Here is a 19,678-nt window from a genome sequence, read left to right as displayed (position 1 = left end):
AACTAGCCAAAAAATATACTTAGATCAAAGTCGATGATGTATAAAAAGAGAAATACAAGAACCATTAAGATGATCAACGTAATCTTGTTTGCCCGTTCATCTTTATTGTATTTAAAGTCGTCCAAGGCCGTAGTGAACTTTTTCTTAAGACCTTTATTCTCTAAGGTAGCCTTACGGTACTGATCAAATTTTGACTCTAATTTAAACGGACTCCCTTCTCCCTCGTAATAGCGAGGACTGTAGCTGTATTTCTTGTTTTTGCGTGTTTTTAAAACTCCCATAATTCCTAAATTTCAAAGTTACAATAAAAGGAAAGCGTATAAAAACAACTTTCTCTTAGATGTGAAATACAAAAAGCATTCCAACTAAGAATATAGAGAATTCTTTTTAAAAACGGGCGTCTTTGCGCAGTTGCGCCATTTTGATCGCAGCCACAGCAGCCTCAACTCCTTTATTTCCGTGCTGACCACCACTACGGTCTACAGCCTGCTGCATCGTGTTATCAGTAAGTACGCAGAAAATCACAGGAATATCACTTTGAATATTGAGATCTTTGATCCCTTGCGTTACGCCTTCACAAACAAAATCAAAATGCTTGGTCTGCCCTTGAATCACGCTTCCAACTGCGATAACAGCATCAAGCATATCGTAACTCTGTTGCATTTTTTTGCAACCATAGATCAATTCAAAACTTCCGGGAACATTCCATCTTACGATGTTTTCCTTTTTTACACCGCAGTCTATAAACGTGTCAAAAGCACCTTGAAAAAGACCTTCGGTGATTTTATCATTCCATTCTGAAACAACAATCCCAAACCGAAAATCTTTCGCATTTGGGATTGTTGCTTTATCGTAAACAGACAAGTCTGTTGTAGCCATATTTATATTTTTAATTATTCAGCACCTGCAACGCCTAACAAAAGAGGTACTTCACCAGCTTCTGCAGATTCGCTATAATCTTCTTCAATTCTATTTAAGAAAGAAACAGCTTTATCATTTTCATCTAAAGAAATAGCAACCTTTGCTGCTTTTAATAAGAAACGCGGTGCAACAAAGTTATTTTCACTTTTAGATGCTGCTTCTTCATAATAAGACAAGGCTTCTTCAGGTTGATCAAGCTGCATAAATGCATCACCGATCGCTCCTTTAGCTAGAGGCGCTAACATCGCATCTTCGCTTTCAAAAGCATCTAATTGATCTATTGCCTCTTGATACTTATTTGTATTCAGATACGCCATCCCCGCATAATAATGTGCAAGGTTCCCTGCTTTTGTGCTTCCGTAGTTATCAATAATATCTAAGAATCCATATTTACCTTCACCTCCAGAAAGCGCAAGATTGAAAAGAGAATCTTTTGCTACGCTACCTTCTACAGCTTCGTTAAAATAGTTTTGTGCTTGATACATCTCGTTTGACGCTTCAAGTTCTTTAGGCTCTTGAATGAATTTTTCAAACGCCAAGTAACCTAAAACGGCAACAACGATAACAGCAATACCAATAAAAATTGGCTTCTGGTTATTTTCTACCCAAGCTTCGGTTTTTGAAGCACCTTCATCTAGTGATTCAAAAACTTCTGCAGTTGTGCTTTCTTCTTGCACATGCTCCTCTACTTCTTCTTTAGTCTTGGGTTTATAACCTCTTTTTTGATATGTTGCCATACTTTAACTTTTGTTGGGCGCAAAAATAAAATTTTTATTGAATATTAATAGCGTATTGTTTTGTTATTTTTCAATAATTTGCAAGCGCTACCACACCAGAACAAACCTTTATTTATCAAGGGTTTAGCGCGTTTCAAACCTCATTTTTGACTATGATTCTTAAAGCCTTATCGCTTATTAACTATAAAAATTTTGAATCTGCATCCTTTACATTAGATGCTAAAATTAACTGTTTTGTGGGTAATAATGGCGTAGGAAAAACTAATGTGCTTGATGCGATTTACCATTTAAGCTTTGGCAAAAGCTATTTTAATCCAATTACTACTCAGAATATTAATCACCAAGCTGATTTTTTTGTGATCGACGGTATTTATGACAAAAACGATCGGGATGAAAAAGTAATCGTAAGTGCCAAGCGTGGGCAAAAAAAAGTGATCAAACGCAACGGCAAGATCTATGAGCGATTTTCAGACCATATTGGTTTTTTACCTTTAGTGATAATTTCGCCTGCAGATCGGGATTTGATCATCGAAGGAAGTGAAACCCGCCGGAAATTTATGGATGGTGTGATCTCTCAAAGTGATAAAGCCTATTTAGATACTCTTATAAAGTATAACAAAACACTTTCTCAACGGAATGCGTTACTCAAATACTTTAACGCTAATCATACGTTCAATGCTGATACACTTTCTATTTACAATCAACAAATGCACGAATTGGGAACGGTGCTGCACAAAAAGCGCACGAAGTTCTTAGAAGACTTTACTCCCATATTTAAAAAGCGATATGCAGCAATAAGCGGAGATAAAGAGGCGGTAAAACTGAAATACAAAAGTCAGCTTAACGATGCTCCTTTAAGTCAATTATTTGAAGAAAACCTCAAGAAAGACCGTGCCTTACAATATACAAGTGTAGGCACACACCGCGACGATCTGAGTTTTAAAATTGAAAGCCATCCTATTAAGAAATTTGGTAGTCAGGGCCAGCAAAAATCATATCTCATTGCATTAAAACTAGCACAATTTGATTTTATCAAAGCACAAAGCAATACGACCCCAATCTTATTACTAGATGATATTTTTGATAAATTAGACGAAAGCAGGGTGACGCAAATTATCGACTTGGTTAATGATGATAATTTTGGCCAACTCTTTATAAGTGATACGCACGCTGATCGTACTGAAGCTATTGTAAAAGAAATTCATCAAACCTATAAACTTTTTAAACTTTGAAGAAAATCGGATTCTTTATACTTGTAATACTTACTTTAATTTCCTGTGAAAAAAACGATCCTAAGGCGCAATTGCAACATCTGAATGGCTATTGGGAAATTGAAAAGGTTGAAACGCCGTATGGCGAGGATAGAGGCTACAAATTTAACGAGCGCGTAGACTATATTGAGATTGAGGATTCTGTAGGATTTAGGACCAAAGTGCTTCCGCGTATTGACGGGACTTTTGTAAACAGTGAAACACAAGAAAAAATAACAGTTAGAATAATAGATGACTCCCTACGTTTAAACTACAGCACCCCTTTTGCTGAATGGACAGAGACGGTTCTGGAAGCAAACGGCGAACGTCTTAAAGTTAAAAACGATCGCGGAATGATCTATTCTTATAAAAAATTTGAAAAAATAAATATTACCGATTAATGGCACAACGTGACGCAGATCCTAAATCTATAAAAGATGTACTTGGAGCATTTGTTGAAACTAATAAACTACAAAAAGGCTTTGATAAAGTCAATGTCGCCGATGCGTGGCGCGATGTGATGGGCCCGGCAATAGCAAAATACACCACACAGATCAAGCTGGATAACGACCGACTCATAGTGCAATTAAGTTCGTCTGTATTGCGCGAAGAACTGAGTTATGGGAAAGAAAAAATTATGCGCAATCTTAATGAAGAATTGGGCAAAGAAATTATTACAAAACTTGTTTTAAGGTAGTTCTAGACCATAAAAAAAGCGGCTCACTGAGCCACTTTTTTTATTGACACCGCCAAAGAGATTAACCTATCTAGGCTTGCCTAAAATTTGAAATTTATTACTAGCAATAGCTCAAGTGCTCTGCCTTGAGTAAATATTTCAAATTCTAATTGTATTAGAACATCTCTCTTCCTGAAAAGTGAAATGCACCTTCAATTGCTGCATTTTCATCGCTGTCACTTCCGTGAACTGCGTTTTCTCCTACAGACTTAGCATACATTTTTCTGATTGTTCCTTCTGCAGCATCAGCAGGGTTAGTAGCACCTATAAGGGTTCTAAAATCTTCAACTGCATTTTCTTTTTCTAAGATAGCCGCAACAATAGGACCTCTGCTCATAAACTCAACAAGCTCTCCGTAAAAAGGACGCTCACTGTGTACTGCGTAGAATTCTTGCGCATCTGCTACAGTCATTTGAGTTAATTTTAAAGCTACGATACGAAATCCTGAAGCTGTAATTTTTTCTAGTATTGCTCCAATGTGTCCATCTTCAACAGCATCGGGCTTAATCATGGTAAACGTTCTGTTTGTTGCCATTTTTTGTGTTTTAATAATTTCGCTAAAGCGGAATTTTCTGTTTTTAAAATCGCTGCAAAAGTAATTCTTTTAATTACAATAGCTAAAGGCTTAACGATTATTAATAGTCTTGTTGTAATTCACCTAAGATTTCACCCCCTACTCCTATGATTTTCATAGCAATACGATTCGATTCTAAGTCAATATTTACCATTCCATAACTGCGGGTGCTTACTACGTTACCTACGCGATACCTATTAGGTTCCCCATCATATTCAGTATACGAGTGCGTAAGTCCGCTAGATGTAAAGTCGATCAAAGGGTAATCCAGACCTTTAACTTTTTTCCTTGAGAATTCAGAAATATGACGGTCACCACTCAAAACCAAAACAGCCTGCGCCTTTGATTTATTCAAGGCCTTTTCAAAACGTTTCACCTCTTTAGGCAGATTTCCCCAAGTTTCAAAACCATGTTGAGCGCTCAGCAGCTGAATGCTACTCATTATAATAGTAAAATCTGTGGGCTCAGCGAGCTCCTCCTTAAACCACTCCCATTGCGTTTCACCTAAAATGGTTCCTCTTTTAATTTTTCGATACCGCTTTTCGGGATTGATTGAAGGTGCTAAGTCGGTTCTAAAATACCGAGTATCAAGTACAATAATTTTGATGGTTTTACCGGCCTTAACAAAGGTTCTGGCGGCATATACGCCTTCTCTCCTACGCGCAGGAGCATCTTTAGCAGTTCCTATAAAATCTAAGAACAACTGCTGACTTTGCTGCTTTTTAGCATAGGCTGCTCCACCATCATTAATGCCATAATCGTGATCATCCCACGTGCCCATAACCGGTAGCTCTTCAATAAAATTGCGGTACGCGGTATTGGCTAATTGTTCAGCATACATTGCTTTCATTTTATCCATATCTTCAGTATCTGCATAGATCACATCGCCGCCCCAAATAAAAAGGTCAGCGTTGCGAGCCGTCATATCTTCCCAAAACGGATTAGGCAAATCAACCTTATTACACGAACCAAATAGAATTTTAAAATTAGTGCTCGTTTGTGCCAAAAGCGCGCTGTACAAATTGAAGCACAGTATCAAAGCAAAAAATGCTTTTATTTTCAATCTCATAATATTTGTGTTTGGCCCAAAAATAAGGCATCTCACATTAAGCCTAGATGAAGAAATTGTATATTCGCCTCCTATGAAAGCATCAGAATTAGCTGTTCTTAAAGAGCTATTGGCTACGCCAAAAAAAATTGTGATTGTTCCCCATAAAAATCCAGACGGTGATGCTATGGGATCTACACTGGCACTCTATCAATATTTAGTAAAAACAGGACACAAAGCACACGTGGTCTCGCCTAACGATTATCCTAAATTTTTAAAATGGCTCCCGTACGAGGATACGGTAGTCAAATTTGATCTTCAGAATAAAAAGGCGGTACGCCTCATCAACGAGGCTGACCTTATATTCACATTAGATTTCAATGCGCTTTCACGAGTTGCCGAAATGGAACCTGCCTTACAAAACGCAAGTGCCCAATTTGTAATGATCGATCATCATCAGCAACCTGATGATTATGCTGTTGTTACTTATAGTGATACCAGTGTTTGCGCTACCTGCCAGATGGTTTACCATACCTTTGAGATGCTTGAAGTGACTGATCTGATCGATGCTGATATGGCCACGTGTTTATACACAGGAATTATGACCGATACAGGCTCGTTTAGATTTCGTTCTACCACGGCTACAACGCATCAGGTGATCGCTGCTCTTATCGCTAAAGGCGCAGATAATGCATTGATCCACGAGAAGATATATGACGCCAATAATTTCTCCCGAATGCAATTGCTGGGAACTGCTTTGACAAACCTGCATCGTCTTGAAGAATACCGTGCGGCCTATATCACGTTGTCGCAAGAAGAACTCGACGCGCACGATTTTCAAAAAGGAGATACCGAAGGTTTTGTAAACTACGGCTTGTCGCTTGAAAACACGGTGTTAGCATTAATCTTTATCGAAAATAAGCAAGAGGGAATAATTAAGATCTCTTTACGTTCTAAAGGTGATTTCTCAGTGAATTTAATGGCACGTGAACATTTTGAAGGTGGTGGGCATACCAATGCCGCCGGTGGTAAAAGTGATCGCTCATTAGAAGATACTGTTGCTTATTTTATTAGTATATTACCTCAATACAAAGAAGCTCTTAATGAATAGATCAATATGCGCACTACTGCTGATTCTTTTTGTGATCAGTTGTAAAACTCCAGAAGCCAGGAGACCGGTAAGTCATTCTTCAGGCTCCTATATTGACGCTTCTATTGCGCGCAACAAAAAATTGAACAAAGCAGAAGAAACGGCTATCAAAGAGTTGATGGCTCAAAATCCTGAAGTTGAATATTTCGCTTCTGATAAAGGCTTTTGGTATTATTACAACACCAGAGATACCACCGCTTTGCCCACTGCGCAAACCGGAGATTTGGTAACTTTTGATTATGAGATCAATGCACTTAACGGTGCTTCTATTGTTTCTAAGGCAGAATTAGGCACGCAGACTTACCAAATAGAACAAAGCAATCAAGAACTTATTTCAGGCCTTAAAGACGGTTTAAAGCTTATGAAAGAAGGTGAGACTGTGACTTTTTTGCTTCCATCGCATAAAGCTTTTGGGTACTATGGTTTTGAAGATAGAATAGGTTCAAACCTTCCTATTCAAACCACTGTTACCCTAAATGATATTAAACCCGGAAATTCTGAAAATTAATTATGAGAAAAGCCCTTCTTTTTACATTCTTAATTCTTTTTGCGCTTGTTTCTTGTTCTGATGAGCAATACCCAGATCTTGATAACGGTTTGTATGCCGAAATCAAAACCAATAAAGGTACTATGGTCGTTCAGCTTTTTTATGATCAGGTGCCGGCAGCAGTGGCTAACTTTGTATCTCTTGCTGAAGGAAACAATCCGCTTGCTGATTCTATTTACAAAGGGAAACCCTATTATGATGGCATCAAGTTTCACCGAATCATTAAAGATTTTATGATTCAAGGCGGAGATCCCAACGGAACCGGTAGTGGCGGTCCCGGATACAAATTTCACGACGAATTTAGTCCTGAACTTAAACACGATACCATCGGAGTTTTATCTATGGCCAACTCGGGCTACGGTACCAACGGAAGTCAGTTTTTTATCACAGACGCCCCTACTCCACACCTTGATGGTTATGATGCTGAAAATAATCTTAAGAATTGCGAGAATCCTCAAATAGGCTGTCATACGGTATTTGGACAACTTGTACTTGGTTTTGATGTTTTAAAAGCGATCACCGAAGTTGAAATGAAAGATGCGCGCCGCGGAAAACCTATGCGTCCCGTCACGATGGAATCGGTACGTATCATTCGGAAAGGGAAAGACGCGAGACACTTTGAAGCTCCTGAAGTTTTTACGGAAGAAATTGATAAACGCGCCAAAGAACTTGCCGAAGCCGCACGAGCTAAGGAGCAATTAAAAGAAGAACAACGCGCCCTTTTTGAAGAACAGCGTCAACAGGCGGATACCTTAGAAAGTGGACTAGCGATCTTTATTTCCGAAAAAGGAAGTGATGAAAAACCCAAACGTTCGCAAATGGTCAAAGTAAATTATGCAGGGTATTTTGAGGATGGCGAACTCTTTGACAGCAGTATGAAAGCTTACGCTGAAAAATGGGATATGCAAACTCGCCCTAAAGAAGAAATGTACGGTCCTACTGAAATTCCGTATGGTCCAGAAGCTCAGATGATCGCCGGTTTTAAAGAGGGTGTGCAACAGCTCAACTACGGGGACAAAGCCACATTGTTTATTCCTTATTATTTGGGCTATGGTGAACGCGGCTACCGTATTATTCCGCCAAGAACCAATCTGGTGTTTGAGATCGAGTTGGTTGATGATCGCGAAACTGAAACTGAATAAAGAAAAACCGCCTGAATTGGCGGTTTTTTATGGATACTATCCATAATTATCACATCGCAAAACCGTTCACTTTCCCTCCAAATGTTAATACAAGAGGTGCTTTCTGTTAAGCTCTTCTAAAAAACCAGCTTCTTTTCCTTAAATGCGATGAATTGGCAACACCTTTGCCTATACTTGTTTGTTCATATAAAAAGAAACAACAATGATTACATTCAAAAAGAATATTATAACTCTAGCATTAACCGGAGCGCTTGTAGGTGGTCTAAGTACCGCTGCAAAAGCACAACAATTACCGGCTGCTGCTACTGCTCAAGCGCAAACCACAATTAGTACCGCTGAGCTTACTAAATTTGCTGATGCATTTCAAGAAGTACAGGTAGAAAACCAAGCTGCACAACAGGAAATGATGGGCATTATAAAAACTGAAGGTTTAGATGTGCAACGTTTTACCGAAATTCAAAAAGCACAAATGAATCCGGAAACTGAGGTAGAAGCAACAGATGAAGAGTTGAAAAAACACGCTGCTGTAGTTGCCGAATTAAAAAAGATGCAACCTGCATTAGAGACTAAAATGGCCGGCATCATTGAAGAGCACGGACTAACTTTAGATCGTTACAAAGCTGTAGCAATGGCACTTCAACAGGATAAAGAACTTCAGAAGAAGTTTCAAGGAATTATGATGAAGAAACAAACAGAAGGATAAATTCTGAACTGTATAAAATGAAAAGGGAGCTGAAATTCAGCTCCCTTTTTTTATCTCAAAATTTCCGACTAATTCTTCACCGGAATATCTTTTAAAATTTCCTGCACAAACACCCAGAATTTCTGTACTGAAGAAATACTTGCACGTTCATCAGGCGAGTGCGCTCCGCGTATGGTAGGACCAAAAGAAATCATATCCATCTCCGGATAATTTTGCCCTAAAATTCCACATTCTAAGCCGGCGTGACAGGCGGCAACGTGAGGAGCTTCGTTATTTAAATTTGTGTATTTTTCAACCAAAACCTTTAAAATCGGACTGTCCATATTAGGCTTCCACCCCGGATATTCTCCTGACAATTCCACCTCGCATCCTATAAGTTCAAATACGCTACGAATGGTATTGGCAAGATCTGTACGCGAAGATTCTACAGACGATCGCGTCAAACATAAAACTTCTATTTTTCCATCCTTTACATTTACGCGCGCTACATTATTTGATGTTTCTACCAGACCCTCAATATCAGGACTCATACGGTAAACACCGTTCCAGGCCGCTCGTAAAGCTTTTAACAAACCTTCTTGAACACCAAGATTCATAACGGTTTGGGGTAACTCTTGAGCTTCTAAAGTAACAGTTAAATTAGGTTCTAAGGTTTTATATTCCTCTTTAAGGGTTTCGGTAAATTCTGCAATATCTGCTTTAAACGCTTCGGTATGAATTTCATCAATACAAAATACAGCGATGCTTTCCCTAGGGATTGCATTACGCAGCCCACCACCGTTTATTTCAGTAATCTGCAATCCATAGTTCTCAAAACCGTCAAGCAAAAACCGATTCATAAATTTATTGGCATTGCCCAGACCTTTAATGATATCCATCCCAGAGTGGCCGCCTTGCAATCCATCAACCGTTAATTTAAAAGCTGTTTTTCCTTTGGCAACCTTTTCTTCGCTATACGTTCGCGTAGCGGTAATATCAACTCCTCCGGCACAACCTACGCCAATTTCGTCATCTTCTTCGGTATCTAAATTGAGTAAAATATCACCTTGCAATACACCCGCTTTAAGGCCCATCGCTCCGGTCATTCCAGTTTCTTCATCAATCGTGAATAACGCTTCAAGCGCAGGGTGTGGGATATCGGTGCTTTCTAAAATAGCCATAATAGTCGCAACACCTAAACCATTGTCGGCACCTAGTGTAGTACCTTCAGCCTTAACCCAATCACCTTCTACTTTCATCTTGATTCCTTCGGTATCAAAATCAAACTGCGTCGCATTATTTTTTTGATGCACCATATCAAGATGCGATTGCATCACCACCGTCTGCCGACCTTCAAGTCCGGCTGTAGCAGGCTTTCTGATGATCACATTTCCCACTTCGTCAACAAGGGTTTCCAAGTTCAATCCTTCGCCAAAAGACTGCATAAATGCGATCACACGAGCCTCTTTTTTGGACGCTCGGGGCACGGCATTAAGGTCTGCAAACTTCTGCCAGACTGCCTGTGGCTCTAGCTGGCGTATATCTTTATTTGTCATAATAATCTGTTTTTGCAAAGGTACAGGATAAGCATTCTTCCGCTTTTAAATTCTGCTGGTTTTTAAGCTAAGTTTTAAACGTTAATCTTGGTTAAATCCTTTAGCAGCGCGTAAACTCTAATTAACTTTTACCAACTAAAATTTATACCGATGAAAAAATTAGATGAACGAAGCATAAAAGAGCGCTTAGACAAATTAGATGGTTGGGATTATAAAGATAATGCCATTCATACCTCTTTTGAATTTGAGAATTTTAAAGAAGCCTTTGCGACAATGACCCGCATCGCTTTTGAAGCAGAATTACAACAGCATCACCCAGAATGGACAAACGTTTACAACACTTTAAACATATCGCTTTCTACCCACGATGCCGGCGGACTCACAGAAAAAGATTTTAAGCTTGCGCACACTATTGAAGCATTGTTAGGCAATTGAGCAATTTGGTGCGTTTCAAGGTTGATTTTAAATCTATAAATAGACTTTTGGAAATGCTGAATTTTGTTAAATTTACCGCCTTTAAAAATCCGAATTATGGGAAGAGCATTTGAGTTTAGAAAAGCTCGTAAGATGAAGCGCTGGAGCGCAATGGCAAAAGCCTTTACACGAATAGGAAAAGATATTGTAATGGCCGTGAAAGAAGGCGGTCCTGATCCTGATTCGAACTCTCGTTTGCGTGCCGTTATACAGAATGCTAAGAGTGTGAATATGCCTAAAGACAATATCGAGCGCGCAATCAAACGCGCTAGCGATAAAAGTCTAGGGGATTATAAGGAAGTGCTTTTTGAAGGATACGCGCCTCACGGAATTGCCATTCTTATTGAGACGGCTACTGATAACAACAACCGTACGGTAGCAAACATCCGCTCGTATTTTAATAAGTGCAACGGAAACTTGGGAACTTCAGGTTCGGTTGAGTTTATGTTTGATCATACGTGTAACTTTAGAATTAACGCGGAAGGTGTTGATGCTGAAGAACTCGAACTAGAATTGATAGATTACGGTGCTGAAGAAGTTTTTGAAGACGAAGACGGAATCATCATTTACGGTCCTTTTGGAAGCTTTGGAGCGTTACAGGCCTATCTTGAAGAAGCTGGTCACGAAATCCTTTCTAGTGGCTTTGAACGCATTCCTCAGGTAACAAAGACCCTTACGCCCGAAGAGGCAGAAGACGTTGAGAAGCTTTTAGAAAAAATTGAAGAAGACGATGACGTACAAAACGTATATCATTCAATGGATGAAAGCTCTTCAGGAAGTGATGAATAAAAAGATTTCAATTTGAACGAATAAAAAAAGGAGCCAATGGGCTCCTTTTTTTATCTCTTTATTTCGCGGTTTTTATTTCGCAATATTCACCGCTCGAGTTTCTCTGATCACAGTAATCTTAACCTGACCCGGATAGGTCATATCAGTTTGAATTTTCTGCGAAATTTCAAAAGACAAGGCTGATGCTTTCTCGTCATTTACTTTTTCACTTTCAACGATTACACGTAACTCTCTACCCGCTTGAATCGCGTAAGCCTTCTTAACTCCAGCAAATCCAAAAGCGATATCCTCAAGGTCTTTTAAACGCTGAATGTACGAATCTAACACCTGACGTCTCGCTCCAGGTCGGGCTCCACTGATCGCATCACACACCTGAACAATAGGCGCTAGCAACGTTTTCATTTCGATCTCATCATGGTGGGCTCCAATAGCATTGCACACATCAGGTTTCTCACCGTATTTCTCAGCCCACTCCATACCTAATAGTGCGTGCGGCATTTCACTTTCGGTTTCCGGAACTTTACCTATATCGTGCAAGAGTCCGGCGCGTTTAGCGAGTTTAGGATTGACACCTAATTCTGCGGCCATCGTAGCACAAAGTTTTGCTACTTCCCTACTGTGCTGTAATAAGTTTTGCCCGTAAGAAGAACGGTATTTCATTCTACCCACAGCTTTGATCAATTCCGGATGTAATCCGTGAATACCTAAATCAATTACCGTACGCTTACCTACTTCAACAATTTCTTGCTCAATTTGTTTAGTGGTTTTCTTAACCACTTCTTCAATACGTGCCGGGTGAATACGACCGTCGGTCACTAATTTGTGTAAAGAAAGTCTCGCAACTTCTCGACGCACGCTATCAAAACAAGAAAGTATGATCGCCTCTGGAGTATCATCAACAATAATCTCAACACCGGTAGCCGCTTCGATCGCGCGAATGTTTCGGCCTTCACGACCAATAATTCTACCTTTTACATCATCACTTTCTAAGTTGAATACAGAAACACAGTTTTCTACTGCTTCTTCAGTACCAATACGCTGAATGGTGTTAATGATGACTTTTTTAGCATCTTGCTCTGCGGTAAGCTTAGCTTCTTCCATAGCATTCTGAATGAACGCCATCGCATCACTTTTGGCCTGGTCTTTAAGCGACTCCACCAATTGCTCTTTAGCATCATCTGCAGAAAGTCCGGAAATCACCTCCAGCTGCTGTACCTTACTTGCGTGTAGTTTGTCTATATCTGCCTGACGTTTATCAAGATATTCTAAGCGGTCGTCATAGTCTTTTACCTTAGCCTCAATCTCTTTGTTCAGCTTTTTATTTTTGGCAAGTTCGCTGCTCACTTGAGACTCCTTATCCCGAGTACGTTTTTCAGCATCGTTTATTTTCTTATCGCGAGAAAGAATCACTTTTTCGTGCTCAGATTTAAGCTCGATAAATTTTTCTTTAGCTTGAAGGATCTTATCTTTCTTGATAGACTCTCCTTCATTTTTAGCCTCCTTTACAATATTAGCCGCTTCTTTTTTTGCGTTGCTAACGATTTGCGAGGCATTATTTTTCTCTAGCAATTTTGCTAGTAAAAATCCCAGTGTGCCTGCTATTAAGATGACACCTACGATTATTAGTACAGTATTTCCCATTGAGTTAGTATATATAAAAAAAGCCTACATTGGAAGTGTTTTGAGTAAACTCCTTAAAATAAATCATAGGACTAACGAGCTGATCAAGAATCCGTTCAAAGACGGCGCGCTTTTACAACTCAGACTCATCCCTCTTAAAGAATATAGTGTTGAGTTTACCAAAAAATATAACCAATGTAGGCAGTAAGTATTCTATTTTAAAGAACGTTAGGATAGCTGACTTTTAACGAGCAACTCTAAATTTTTAAGTTGTTCGATGGCTTCAGAATGTTGTCCTGCGCCGTCCATATCCTGTTGTATAGCTTTTGAAGCGAATTGCAAGGCACACATGGCCAATACATCTTGCTTATCTCTAACAGCATAACTTTGCTCAAACTTTTTAATCATAGCCTCAATTTCCTTTGCCGCTTTACGTAAGCCTTCTTCCTGTTGAGGTTTTATAGTTAAAGGATAAACCCGGTCTGCTATAGACAATTTAATTTTTAAATAATCAGACATGAGATCCTTTTAAGTCTAATCTGCAAGTTGCGCAATACATGCGTCAAGTTCTCGCATCATAGCATTTATTTTGAGCTTGGTTTCCCGTTTATATTCGTTACTGCCCAGCATTGCATTAGCAGCTTTGAGTGTACTGTACTTTGCTTCCCAGTTAGCAAGAACTTCATTTAATTCTTGTTGTTCTAGCTTGAGTTTCTGATTTTCAGCCTCTAAAAGCTCGTGATTACGTTGAAGCTTTTGGTAGCGATGCACCAATTTGCTCATAACATTTTGCAATGCATCAACACGCTCCAACAGTTCACTCATAACCTATTTTTAACAATGCTTAGTCACACAAAGTTAACATTCGCGCACTAATATCCCAATACAATCTATTTTATTTTTAATAGGTATATAGCTGACAATAATGTTTAGGTATTTAAATTTTTGGCTTTGAAGTATTTAGATATTCAAGACTTAAACTAAAGATTTAATCCTTGAATCAAGACACATTCAAGCTTAAAAATTGCTGTATTACCGGTACAATATTCTACCATAAGGATGCGCTAATCACTTAAAGTTCGCTTCAAATAATTATCTTAGCTTTTCTATGAAAAAATCACTTTTATTCTTTTTTGGTATCGCGGCAAATGTAATGTTTGCTCAAAACGAATTTCCGCAGGATGCTTTCATTAAACCTTTAAAAATTCCTACGGTTTTTGCGGGAACTTTTGGAGAACTCAGAAGTAATCATTTTCATAGTGGTCTTGATATTAAAACCCAACACCGAACCGGTCTTGAAGTGGTCGCCAGCGCCTCAGGGTATGTGAGCCGCATTAAGGTTTCACATTATGGTTATGGCAAAGCTTTATACATCACACATCCTAATGGTTATACCACTGTTTATGGGCACCTGAGCAAATACGGTCCTGCGATTGATGCTTATGTCAAACAAAAGCAATACGAAGCTGAAAATTATGAGGTCGAATTATTTCCGAATCCTGATGAGCTTGTGGTCACGCAGGGTGAATTAGTAGCTTATAGCGGAAACACTGGCGGTAGCGGCGGCCCACACTTGCATTTTGAGATTCGCGATAAAAATGAGCGCCCCTTGAATGCGCAACTTTTTGGCATTCAAGCGCCCGATCACCAAGACCCTATTCTTAAAGATCTAGTGGTATATACCTTGTCTGATTCCAGCCACGTAAATCAATCTCAAAAACGTCAGGAATTGCGCTTTACCAAACAACCTGACGGCACTTTTTTAGCTGAAAAAATACGTGCTTATGGTCAGATTGGTTTTGCCTTAGGAACCATCGATCAGCAAGACGGAGCTAATAATAGCAACGGGATCTATTCCATTGAAACCAGCTTTAACGGCGAAAAGTATTTGGAAGTAAAAATGGACCAATTCTCCTTTGCTGAAACACGATACCTTAACCGAATGATTGATTACGAACTTTATGAAGGTGACCGCAAACGGGTGCAAAAACTTTTTATAGAACGCAACAACCCCTTGAGCATTTTTACTTACGAGAAGAACAAAGGCGTGATCGATCTTACCCAAAACGGAAATGCTTCGGTGTATACTATTAAAGTTAAAGATATTCAAGGTAATACATCAACGCTTGTGGTTCCCATTACCATTGCTAAAGAGCCCATTCTTACGCCTAAAGAAATCAAAACAACTCCATATTTCGTGGAAGCCGACACCTACAAGAATTTTGAAGTTGGTGATTGGGAGGTTTTTATTCCAGAAGGTGCGTTCTATGATGATTACTACTTAGATATTACTGCGAATACCGACGCACTACATCTGGATGAAGATCTAATTCCGGTACATAAATACATACGCCTGGCTTATGATGTTTCTGCCTTTGCCCGTCAGAATCGTGAGAAACTTTATATAGGGCGTGTCAATTACCGCGGACTACTACGCTATGAAGGAGCACGCCTGGAAGACGACCATCTCACCGCCTCTATAAACGCATTAGGTGATTTTAAGGTCGGCATAGATACCAAACCTCCTAAAATTCAGTCTTTAGATTTTTCTGACGGAAAATGGATTTCTAATTTAAACGAAATCAATTTTAAAATTACAGATGAAGATACCGGTATCAAAAGTTACCGGGCGACCATCAATGGTAAATTTGCTTTGATGGAATATGAATACAAAAAGAATCAGCTTACCTATTCTTTTGGCGATGGCATAAGTGTGAGCGGCGCCAACGAATTCAAACTGACCGTCACCGATAATGTGGGCAACAGCACAACTTTTGAAGCAACCTTCTACCGAAAATAATCTATTGAGAACCACTACCCTTTTTTGCGTGCTTTGTGTGTTGCTATCCGTTTCCGGGATGGCTCAGCAAGCGATCGTACGCGGAGTAGTTTTTAATGAACAGCAAGTTCCTCAAAGCGGCGTTAACATAACGTGGTCTGGTGGCGGTACCCAAACGGACGAATCGGGTTTTTATACTTTGAGCATTCCTGCGGAAAAAACAATTCAACTTAACTTTTCTCATATCGCTTATAAAGCGATCAAGGCGCAATTCAATCTGAAAGAAAACGAAATGGTTGAATTCAATCCTGTTTTGAATGCTAAGGTCGAACAAATAAGTGATGTGGTGATCACTGCCAATACTACTGATCAACTCAGCGGAATCACCATTCTTACTCCCGAAACGGTACGTAAAATTCCAGGTGCAAATCCCGGTGTAGAAAATTTACTTCAGGCACTGCCCGGCGTGAGCAGCAACAACGAACTGAGCACGCAGTACGCGGTGCGTGGCGGGAACTATGACGAAAACCTTGTTTATATTAATGATATTGAAGTGTATCGCCCTTTTCTGATTCGCTCAGGACAACAAGAAGGATTAAGCATTATCAACCCCGATCTGGTGCGCGATATAGATTTTAGTGCAGGAGGTTTTCAGGCCAAATATGGCGACAAGCTTTCATCAGTACTCGATATTACCTATAAACGACCGGTAGAATTTGCAGCTTCGGCAGATGTCAGTCTTCTTGGCGCCAGTATTTCCGCAGAAGGAATTAGCAAGAATAAAAAGTTTACCGCTATTGGCGGTGCGCGATATTGGGACAATAGTTTGCTGGTTGACGCTAAACAAACACAAACCAATTATAGACCCAGATTTACCGACCTACAAACGTATCTGACCTATACATTTAACCCAAAATTTAGTATTGATTTTTTGGGAACGGTAGCCGTGAACAGCTATAATTATGAGCCACAAACCCGGCAGACCAACTTTGGTACGCTTGCAGATCCTGTTGCTTTAGTTGTGGTTTACAATGGTCAGGAACAGGATCGTTATGAAACCTATTGTGGAGCGCTCTCCACCACCTATCAACCTAACGAACAGTTAGACTTAAAATTCACCGCCTCTGCATATCACACCCAAGAACAAGAACATTATGACATCGCTGCACAATACGCTTTGGGAACGCCTAATACCACAATTGGCAGCGCAAATGCAGGCGAAGTGGATTTTACCCGAGCCATAGGTGCACAACTCACCCACGCCCGCAATAATCTGGATGCGCTCATTGTCAACCTACAGCACAAAGGCCAATATATTAAAGATGAACATCAGCTGGATTGGGGATTAAAATATGCACACGAAAATATAAGAGACCGCTTGCAAGAATACGAGATCATTGACTCTGCCGGGTTTTCTAAGAGACCGCCGTTAGAAGAATTTGTCAATGAGCAACCTTATGAACCCTTTGATGCTCCTCTGTCGCCATTTACGTCCAGAAGGGCTCAAAACAGCGTGAGCATCGATCGCGTGATGGGCTATTTACAATATTCTAAACGAATTAATTGGTCTTCTGCAAAGGCTTGGTTTAATGCCGGTATTCGTAGTCAATTCTGGACGGTGAGTGGTTTAGGTATTGCTTCAACTTCACAGCAAGTGGTTAGCCCGCGGGGGCAATTCAGTTTAAAACCGAATTGGAAAAGCGATATGCTTTTTAGACTTGCAGCAGGAATTTACCACCAGCCTCCCTTCTACCGCGAACTGCGTAATGATCAAGGACAGGTAGTTCCTGATGTTGAAGCACAGCGCAGTGTGCATCTGGTGCTAGGAAACGACTGGAGTTTTGATATGTGGGGACGTCCTTTTACGCTGACCTCTGAAGCTTATTTTAAAAGTTTAGACAACGTAAATACGTATACCTTAGAAAATGTGCGCATCCGGTATCGGGCAGCAAATGATGCGGAAGCTTATGCGTATGGATTAGATTTTCGGCTATCGGGTGAATTTGTTCCGGGAACCGACAGCTGGATCAGTCTCGGACTTTTAAAAACTGAAGAAAACATTCAAGATCGGGGCTATATCGCAAGACCTACCGATCAGCGTTTTAAAGTGGCTTTTCTGTTTCAAGACTACGTGCCGCGTATTCCGGATATGAAATTGTATTTAAAAATGGTGTATCAAACCGGTTTGCCGGGAGGTTCTCCAAGTTATGCAGATCCTTACCTGTACCAAACCCGCTTGCCCTTTTACTTCAGGTCTGATGTTGGTTTTTTATATACCATCATTAATTCAGAGCGGAGTTCGTTACGTAACAGCCTTATAAAAGAGCTGAGTACGGGAATTGAGATCTTCAACATTTTTGACCGTCAGAACAGCATCACGAACACTTTTGTACGAGATGCTGCCACGCGCCAGCAATACGCTGTACCTAATTACTTGACGCCTCGGGTTTTTAATATTCGGTTGAGCGCGCGTTTTTAAGCGATAAAATCTTTTAACGTAGCCACGACATAATCAACCTCTTCTTTGGTGTTTTCGTGGGAAAATGAAAAACGTATACTGGGTTTTTTCAACTTATCTTCTGTTAAGAAGGCGTTGAGCACGTGACTGCCTTGGTCGCTTCCACTCTGGCAAGCACTACCTTTTGAACACGCAATTCCTTTTAAATCCAATTGAAATAAAAGCATCAAGGCTTTATCTTCCGGTACCGGAAGACACACATTAAGCAAAGTGTACGTACTTTTTGTACCGTCGTGACAATTTCCATTAAAATGCACATCAGGAATGTGTGTTTCTAATTGCTCTTTAAAATACCATTTGATCTCCTCAATATAAGCACGCTCCTCTGCCAGATTTTCCTGTGCTTTAATTAGTGCGGTTTCCATACCAGCGATATTGTGTACCGGCTCAGTTCCTGCGCGGCTTCCACGCTCCTGACCACCACCAAAGATCAAAGATTTTACTTTAGAATTTTTCCGAAGAAAAGCAAAACCTACGCCTTTTGGTCCGTGAAATTTATGTGCGGCTGCAGCGATAAAATCTACAGGTATTTCACTTAAATTAAGATCAAAATGCCCCACAGACTGCACCATATCACTGTGAAATAACGTATTATGTTCTTTAGCCAGTTTAGCCACCGCCTCAAGATCTAGCATATTACCGATCTCATTATTTATGTGCATTAGGCTTACTAATGTTTTCTCCTCACTGCCGGCAAGCAGCTCTGTAAGATGATCAAGATCTACGCTTCCGCACTCTTTGATGCGCACCATAGAAACCTTAATGTCATAAGCGAGTTGTAGATGCTCAACCACGTGAATTACCGCGTGGTGCTCGATAGGACTTGTGATAATGTGGCGTACCCCAAGATCGCGCACAGCGCTGTTGATGATCAAGTTATCAGCTTCGGTACCACCAGAAGTAAAAACGATCTCACCCGGAGTTACGTGCAGATAATTAGCAATGGTTTTACGCGCTTGCTCTATGATTGACTTTGCTTTGCGCCCAACAGCGTGAGTAGATGAAGGATTGCCCGGCACTTCACGCATCACTTCGATCATACGCTCTAATACTTCGGGACGAATAGCGGTGGTTGCCGCATTATCAAAATAAACCTGTGACATTTTTACAATTTAGAGGCACAAAATTAAATAGAATAAAATTATTTAGTCCGCT

General features: G+C 40.0%; 21 protein-coding genes and 1 other RNA gene. 11 read left to right on the top strand and 11 right to left on the bottom strand.

Annotation, left to right across the window (positions count from 1 at the left end):
• Positions 1 to 2 precede the first annotated feature (2 nt).
• The 3 genes from BUA96_RS07545 to BUA96_RS07535 form a co-directional block, all read right to left on the bottom strand.
• Positions 3 to 281 carry a riboflavin synthase subunit beta gene (locus tag BUA96_RS07545; RefSeq protein WP_072981942.1) on the bottom strand — a complete coding sequence of 93 codons (279 nt, stop codon included), beginning with the start codon at positions 279 to 281 and terminating at the stop codon, positions 3 to 5.
• 106 nt (positions 282 to 387) lie between these two features.
• Positions 388 to 879, bottom strand: coding sequence for a 6,7-dimethyl-8-ribityllumazine synthase (gene ribH, locus BUA96_RS07540; protein WP_072981941.1), 492 nt, complete (start codon positions 877 to 879; stop codon positions 388 to 390).
• A gap of 14 nt (positions 880 to 893) precedes the next feature.
• Positions 894 to 1,658, bottom strand: a complete 765-nt coding sequence (locus tag BUA96_RS07535; RefSeq protein WP_072981939.1) for a tetratricopeptide repeat protein — start codon at positions 1,656 to 1,658, stop codon at positions 894 to 896.
• Positions 1,659 to 1,810: 152 nt separating this feature from the next.
• Between BUA96_RS07535 and recF the strand changes: the two genes are divergently transcribed.
• From recF to BUA96_RS07520, 3 genes are read left to right on the top strand one after another with little or no spacing between them, the layout of a single operon-like run.
• Positions 1,811 to 2,890, top strand: coding sequence for a DNA replication/repair protein RecF (gene recF / locus BUA96_RS07530; RefSeq protein ID WP_072981937.1), 1,080 nt, complete (start codon positions 1,811 to 1,813; stop codon positions 2,888 to 2,890).
• Positions 2,887 to 3,309 carry a lipocalin family protein gene (locus BUA96_RS07525; protein WP_072981935.1) on the top strand — a complete coding sequence of 141 codons (423 nt, stop codon included), beginning with the start codon at positions 2,887 to 2,889 and terminating at the stop codon, positions 3,307 to 3,309. The genes recF and BUA96_RS07525 overlap by 4 nt, the downstream gene beginning before the upstream one ends.
• The gene (locus BUA96_RS07520; protein WP_072981934.1) at positions 3,309 to 3,605 is read left to right on the top strand and encodes a DciA family protein; all 297 of its coding nucleotides are present in this window, start codon (positions 3,309 to 3,311) and stop codon (positions 3,603 to 3,605) included. The genes BUA96_RS07525 and BUA96_RS07520 overlap by 1 nt, the downstream gene beginning before the upstream one ends.
• A 154-nt stretch (positions 3,606 to 3,759) precedes the next feature.
• On the opposite strand, the gene BUA96_RS07515 is transcribed toward BUA96_RS07520, so the two are convergent.
• Positions 3,760 to 4,179, bottom strand: coding sequence for a nucleoside-diphosphate kinase (locus BUA96_RS07515; RefSeq protein ID WP_072981932.1), 420 nt, complete (start codon positions 4,177 to 4,179; stop codon positions 3,760 to 3,762).
• A 100-nt stretch (positions 4,180 to 4,279) separates the two neighbouring features.
• Complete coding sequence (locus tag BUA96_RS07510) at positions 4,280 to 5,287, bottom strand: alkaline phosphatase D family protein (protein ID WP_072981930.1); 1,008 nt, start codon at positions 5,285 to 5,287, stop codon at positions 4,280 to 4,282.
• 73 nt (positions 5,288 to 5,360) lie between these two features.
• Here BUA96_RS07510 and BUA96_RS07505 point away from each other — a divergent pair, with 73 nt between their 5' ends.
• The 4 genes from BUA96_RS07505 (at position 5,361) to BUA96_RS07490 (ending at position 8,808) form a co-directional block, all read left to right on the top strand.
• A complete protein-coding gene (locus BUA96_RS07505) occupies positions 5,361 to 6,377 on the top strand; it encodes a DHH family phosphoesterase (protein ID WP_072981928.1) in 1,017 nt (338 codons plus the stop codon).
• A complete protein-coding gene (gene gldI, locus BUA96_RS07500; protein ID WP_072981926.1) occupies positions 6,370 to 6,924 on the top strand; it encodes a gliding motility-associated peptidyl-prolyl isomerase GldI in 555 nt (184 codons plus the stop codon). Before BUA96_RS07505 ends, gldI begins: the two co-directional genes overlap by 8 nt.
• A 2-nt stretch (positions 6,925 to 6,926) precedes the next feature.
• Positions 6,927 to 8,105, top strand: coding sequence for a peptidylprolyl isomerase (locus tag BUA96_RS07495; protein WP_072981924.1), 1,179 nt, complete (start codon positions 6,927 to 6,929; stop codon positions 8,103 to 8,105).
• 202 nt (positions 8,106 to 8,307) lie between these two features.
• Positions 8,308 to 8,808 (top strand): DUF4168 domain-containing protein, encoded by a 501-nt coding sequence (locus BUA96_RS07490; RefSeq protein WP_072981922.1) that lies wholly within the window; start codon positions 8,308 to 8,310, stop codon positions 8,806 to 8,808.
• 68 nt (positions 8,809 to 8,876) lie between these two features.
• On the opposite strand, the gene BUA96_RS07485 is transcribed toward BUA96_RS07490, so the two are convergent.
• Complete coding sequence (locus BUA96_RS07485) at positions 8,877 to 10,343, bottom strand: aminoacyl-histidine dipeptidase (RefSeq protein ID WP_072981920.1); 1,467 nt, start codon at positions 10,341 to 10,343, stop codon at positions 8,877 to 8,879.
• Between the two features lie 150 nt (positions 10,344 to 10,493).
• Between BUA96_RS07485 and BUA96_RS07480 the strand changes: the two genes are divergently transcribed.
• Together BUA96_RS07480 and BUA96_RS07475 are read left to right on the top strand one after the other, a co-directional pair.
• Complete coding sequence (locus tag BUA96_RS07480; RefSeq protein WP_072981919.1) at positions 10,494 to 10,778, top strand: 4a-hydroxytetrahydrobiopterin dehydratase; 285 nt, start codon at positions 10,494 to 10,496, stop codon at positions 10,776 to 10,778.
• Positions 10,779 to 10,874: 96 nt separating this feature from the next.
• The gene (locus BUA96_RS07475) at positions 10,875 to 11,606 is read left to right on the top strand and encodes a YebC/PmpR family DNA-binding transcriptional regulator (protein WP_072981917.1); all 732 of its coding nucleotides are present in this window, start codon (positions 10,875 to 10,877) and stop codon (positions 11,604 to 11,606) included.
• A gap of 72 nt (positions 11,607 to 11,678) precedes the next feature.
• Here BUA96_RS07475 and rny read toward each other — a convergent pair whose 3' ends face one another.
• From rny to BUA96_RS07455, 4 genes are all read right to left on the bottom strand, one after another.
• Positions 11,679 to 13,247 (bottom strand): ribonuclease Y, encoded by a 1,569-nt coding sequence (rny, locus tag BUA96_RS07470; RefSeq protein ID WP_072981915.1) that lies wholly within the window; start codon positions 13,245 to 13,247, stop codon positions 11,679 to 11,681.
• 46 nt (positions 13,248 to 13,293) lie between these two features.
• Positions 13,294 to 13,402, bottom strand: a non-coding RNA gene (ssrS, locus tag BUA96_RS07465) — 6S RNA.
• 52 nt (positions 13,403 to 13,454) lie between these two features.
• Positions 13,455 to 13,745 carry a cell division protein ZapA gene (locus BUA96_RS07460; RefSeq protein WP_072981913.1) on the bottom strand — a complete coding sequence of 97 codons (291 nt, stop codon included), beginning with the start codon at positions 13,743 to 13,745 and terminating at the stop codon, positions 13,455 to 13,457.
• Positions 13,746 to 13,760: 15 nt separating this feature from the next.
• Positions 13,761 to 14,051 carry a hypothetical protein gene (locus BUA96_RS07455; protein WP_072981911.1) on the bottom strand — a complete coding sequence of 97 codons (291 nt, stop codon included), beginning with the start codon at positions 14,049 to 14,051 and terminating at the stop codon, positions 13,761 to 13,763.
• Between the two features lie 283 nt (positions 14,052 to 14,334).
• Between BUA96_RS07455 and BUA96_RS07450 the strand changes: the two genes are divergently transcribed.
• Positions 14,335 to 16,026 (top strand): M23 family metallopeptidase, encoded by a 1,692-nt coding sequence (locus BUA96_RS07450; RefSeq protein ID WP_072981909.1) that lies wholly within the window; start codon positions 14,335 to 14,337, stop codon positions 16,024 to 16,026.
• A complete protein-coding gene (locus BUA96_RS07445; protein WP_084673094.1) occupies positions 15,980 to 18,484 on the top strand; it encodes a TonB-dependent receptor in 2,505 nt (834 codons plus the stop codon). The genes BUA96_RS07450 and BUA96_RS07445 overlap by 47 nt, the downstream gene beginning before the upstream one ends.
• Here the strand turns inward: BUA96_RS07445 and BUA96_RS07440 are convergent.
• Positions 18,481 to 19,626 (bottom strand): cysteine desulfurase family protein, encoded by a 1,146-nt coding sequence (locus tag BUA96_RS07440; protein ID WP_072981907.1) that lies wholly within the window; start codon positions 19,624 to 19,626, stop codon positions 18,481 to 18,483. The two genes, BUA96_RS07445 and BUA96_RS07440, sit on opposite strands and share 4 nt — an antisense overlap.
• Positions 19,627 to 19,678 lie beyond the last annotated feature (52 nt).

Source organism: Leeuwenhoekiella palythoae (assembly GCF_900130045.1).
Lineage (GTDB): Bacteria > Bacteroidota > Bacteroidia > Flavobacteriales > Flavobacteriaceae > Leeuwenhoekiella > Leeuwenhoekiella palythoae.
Note: the sequence above shows the minus strand (reverse complement) of the source record. Positions and strands in the feature narration are given on the sequence as shown.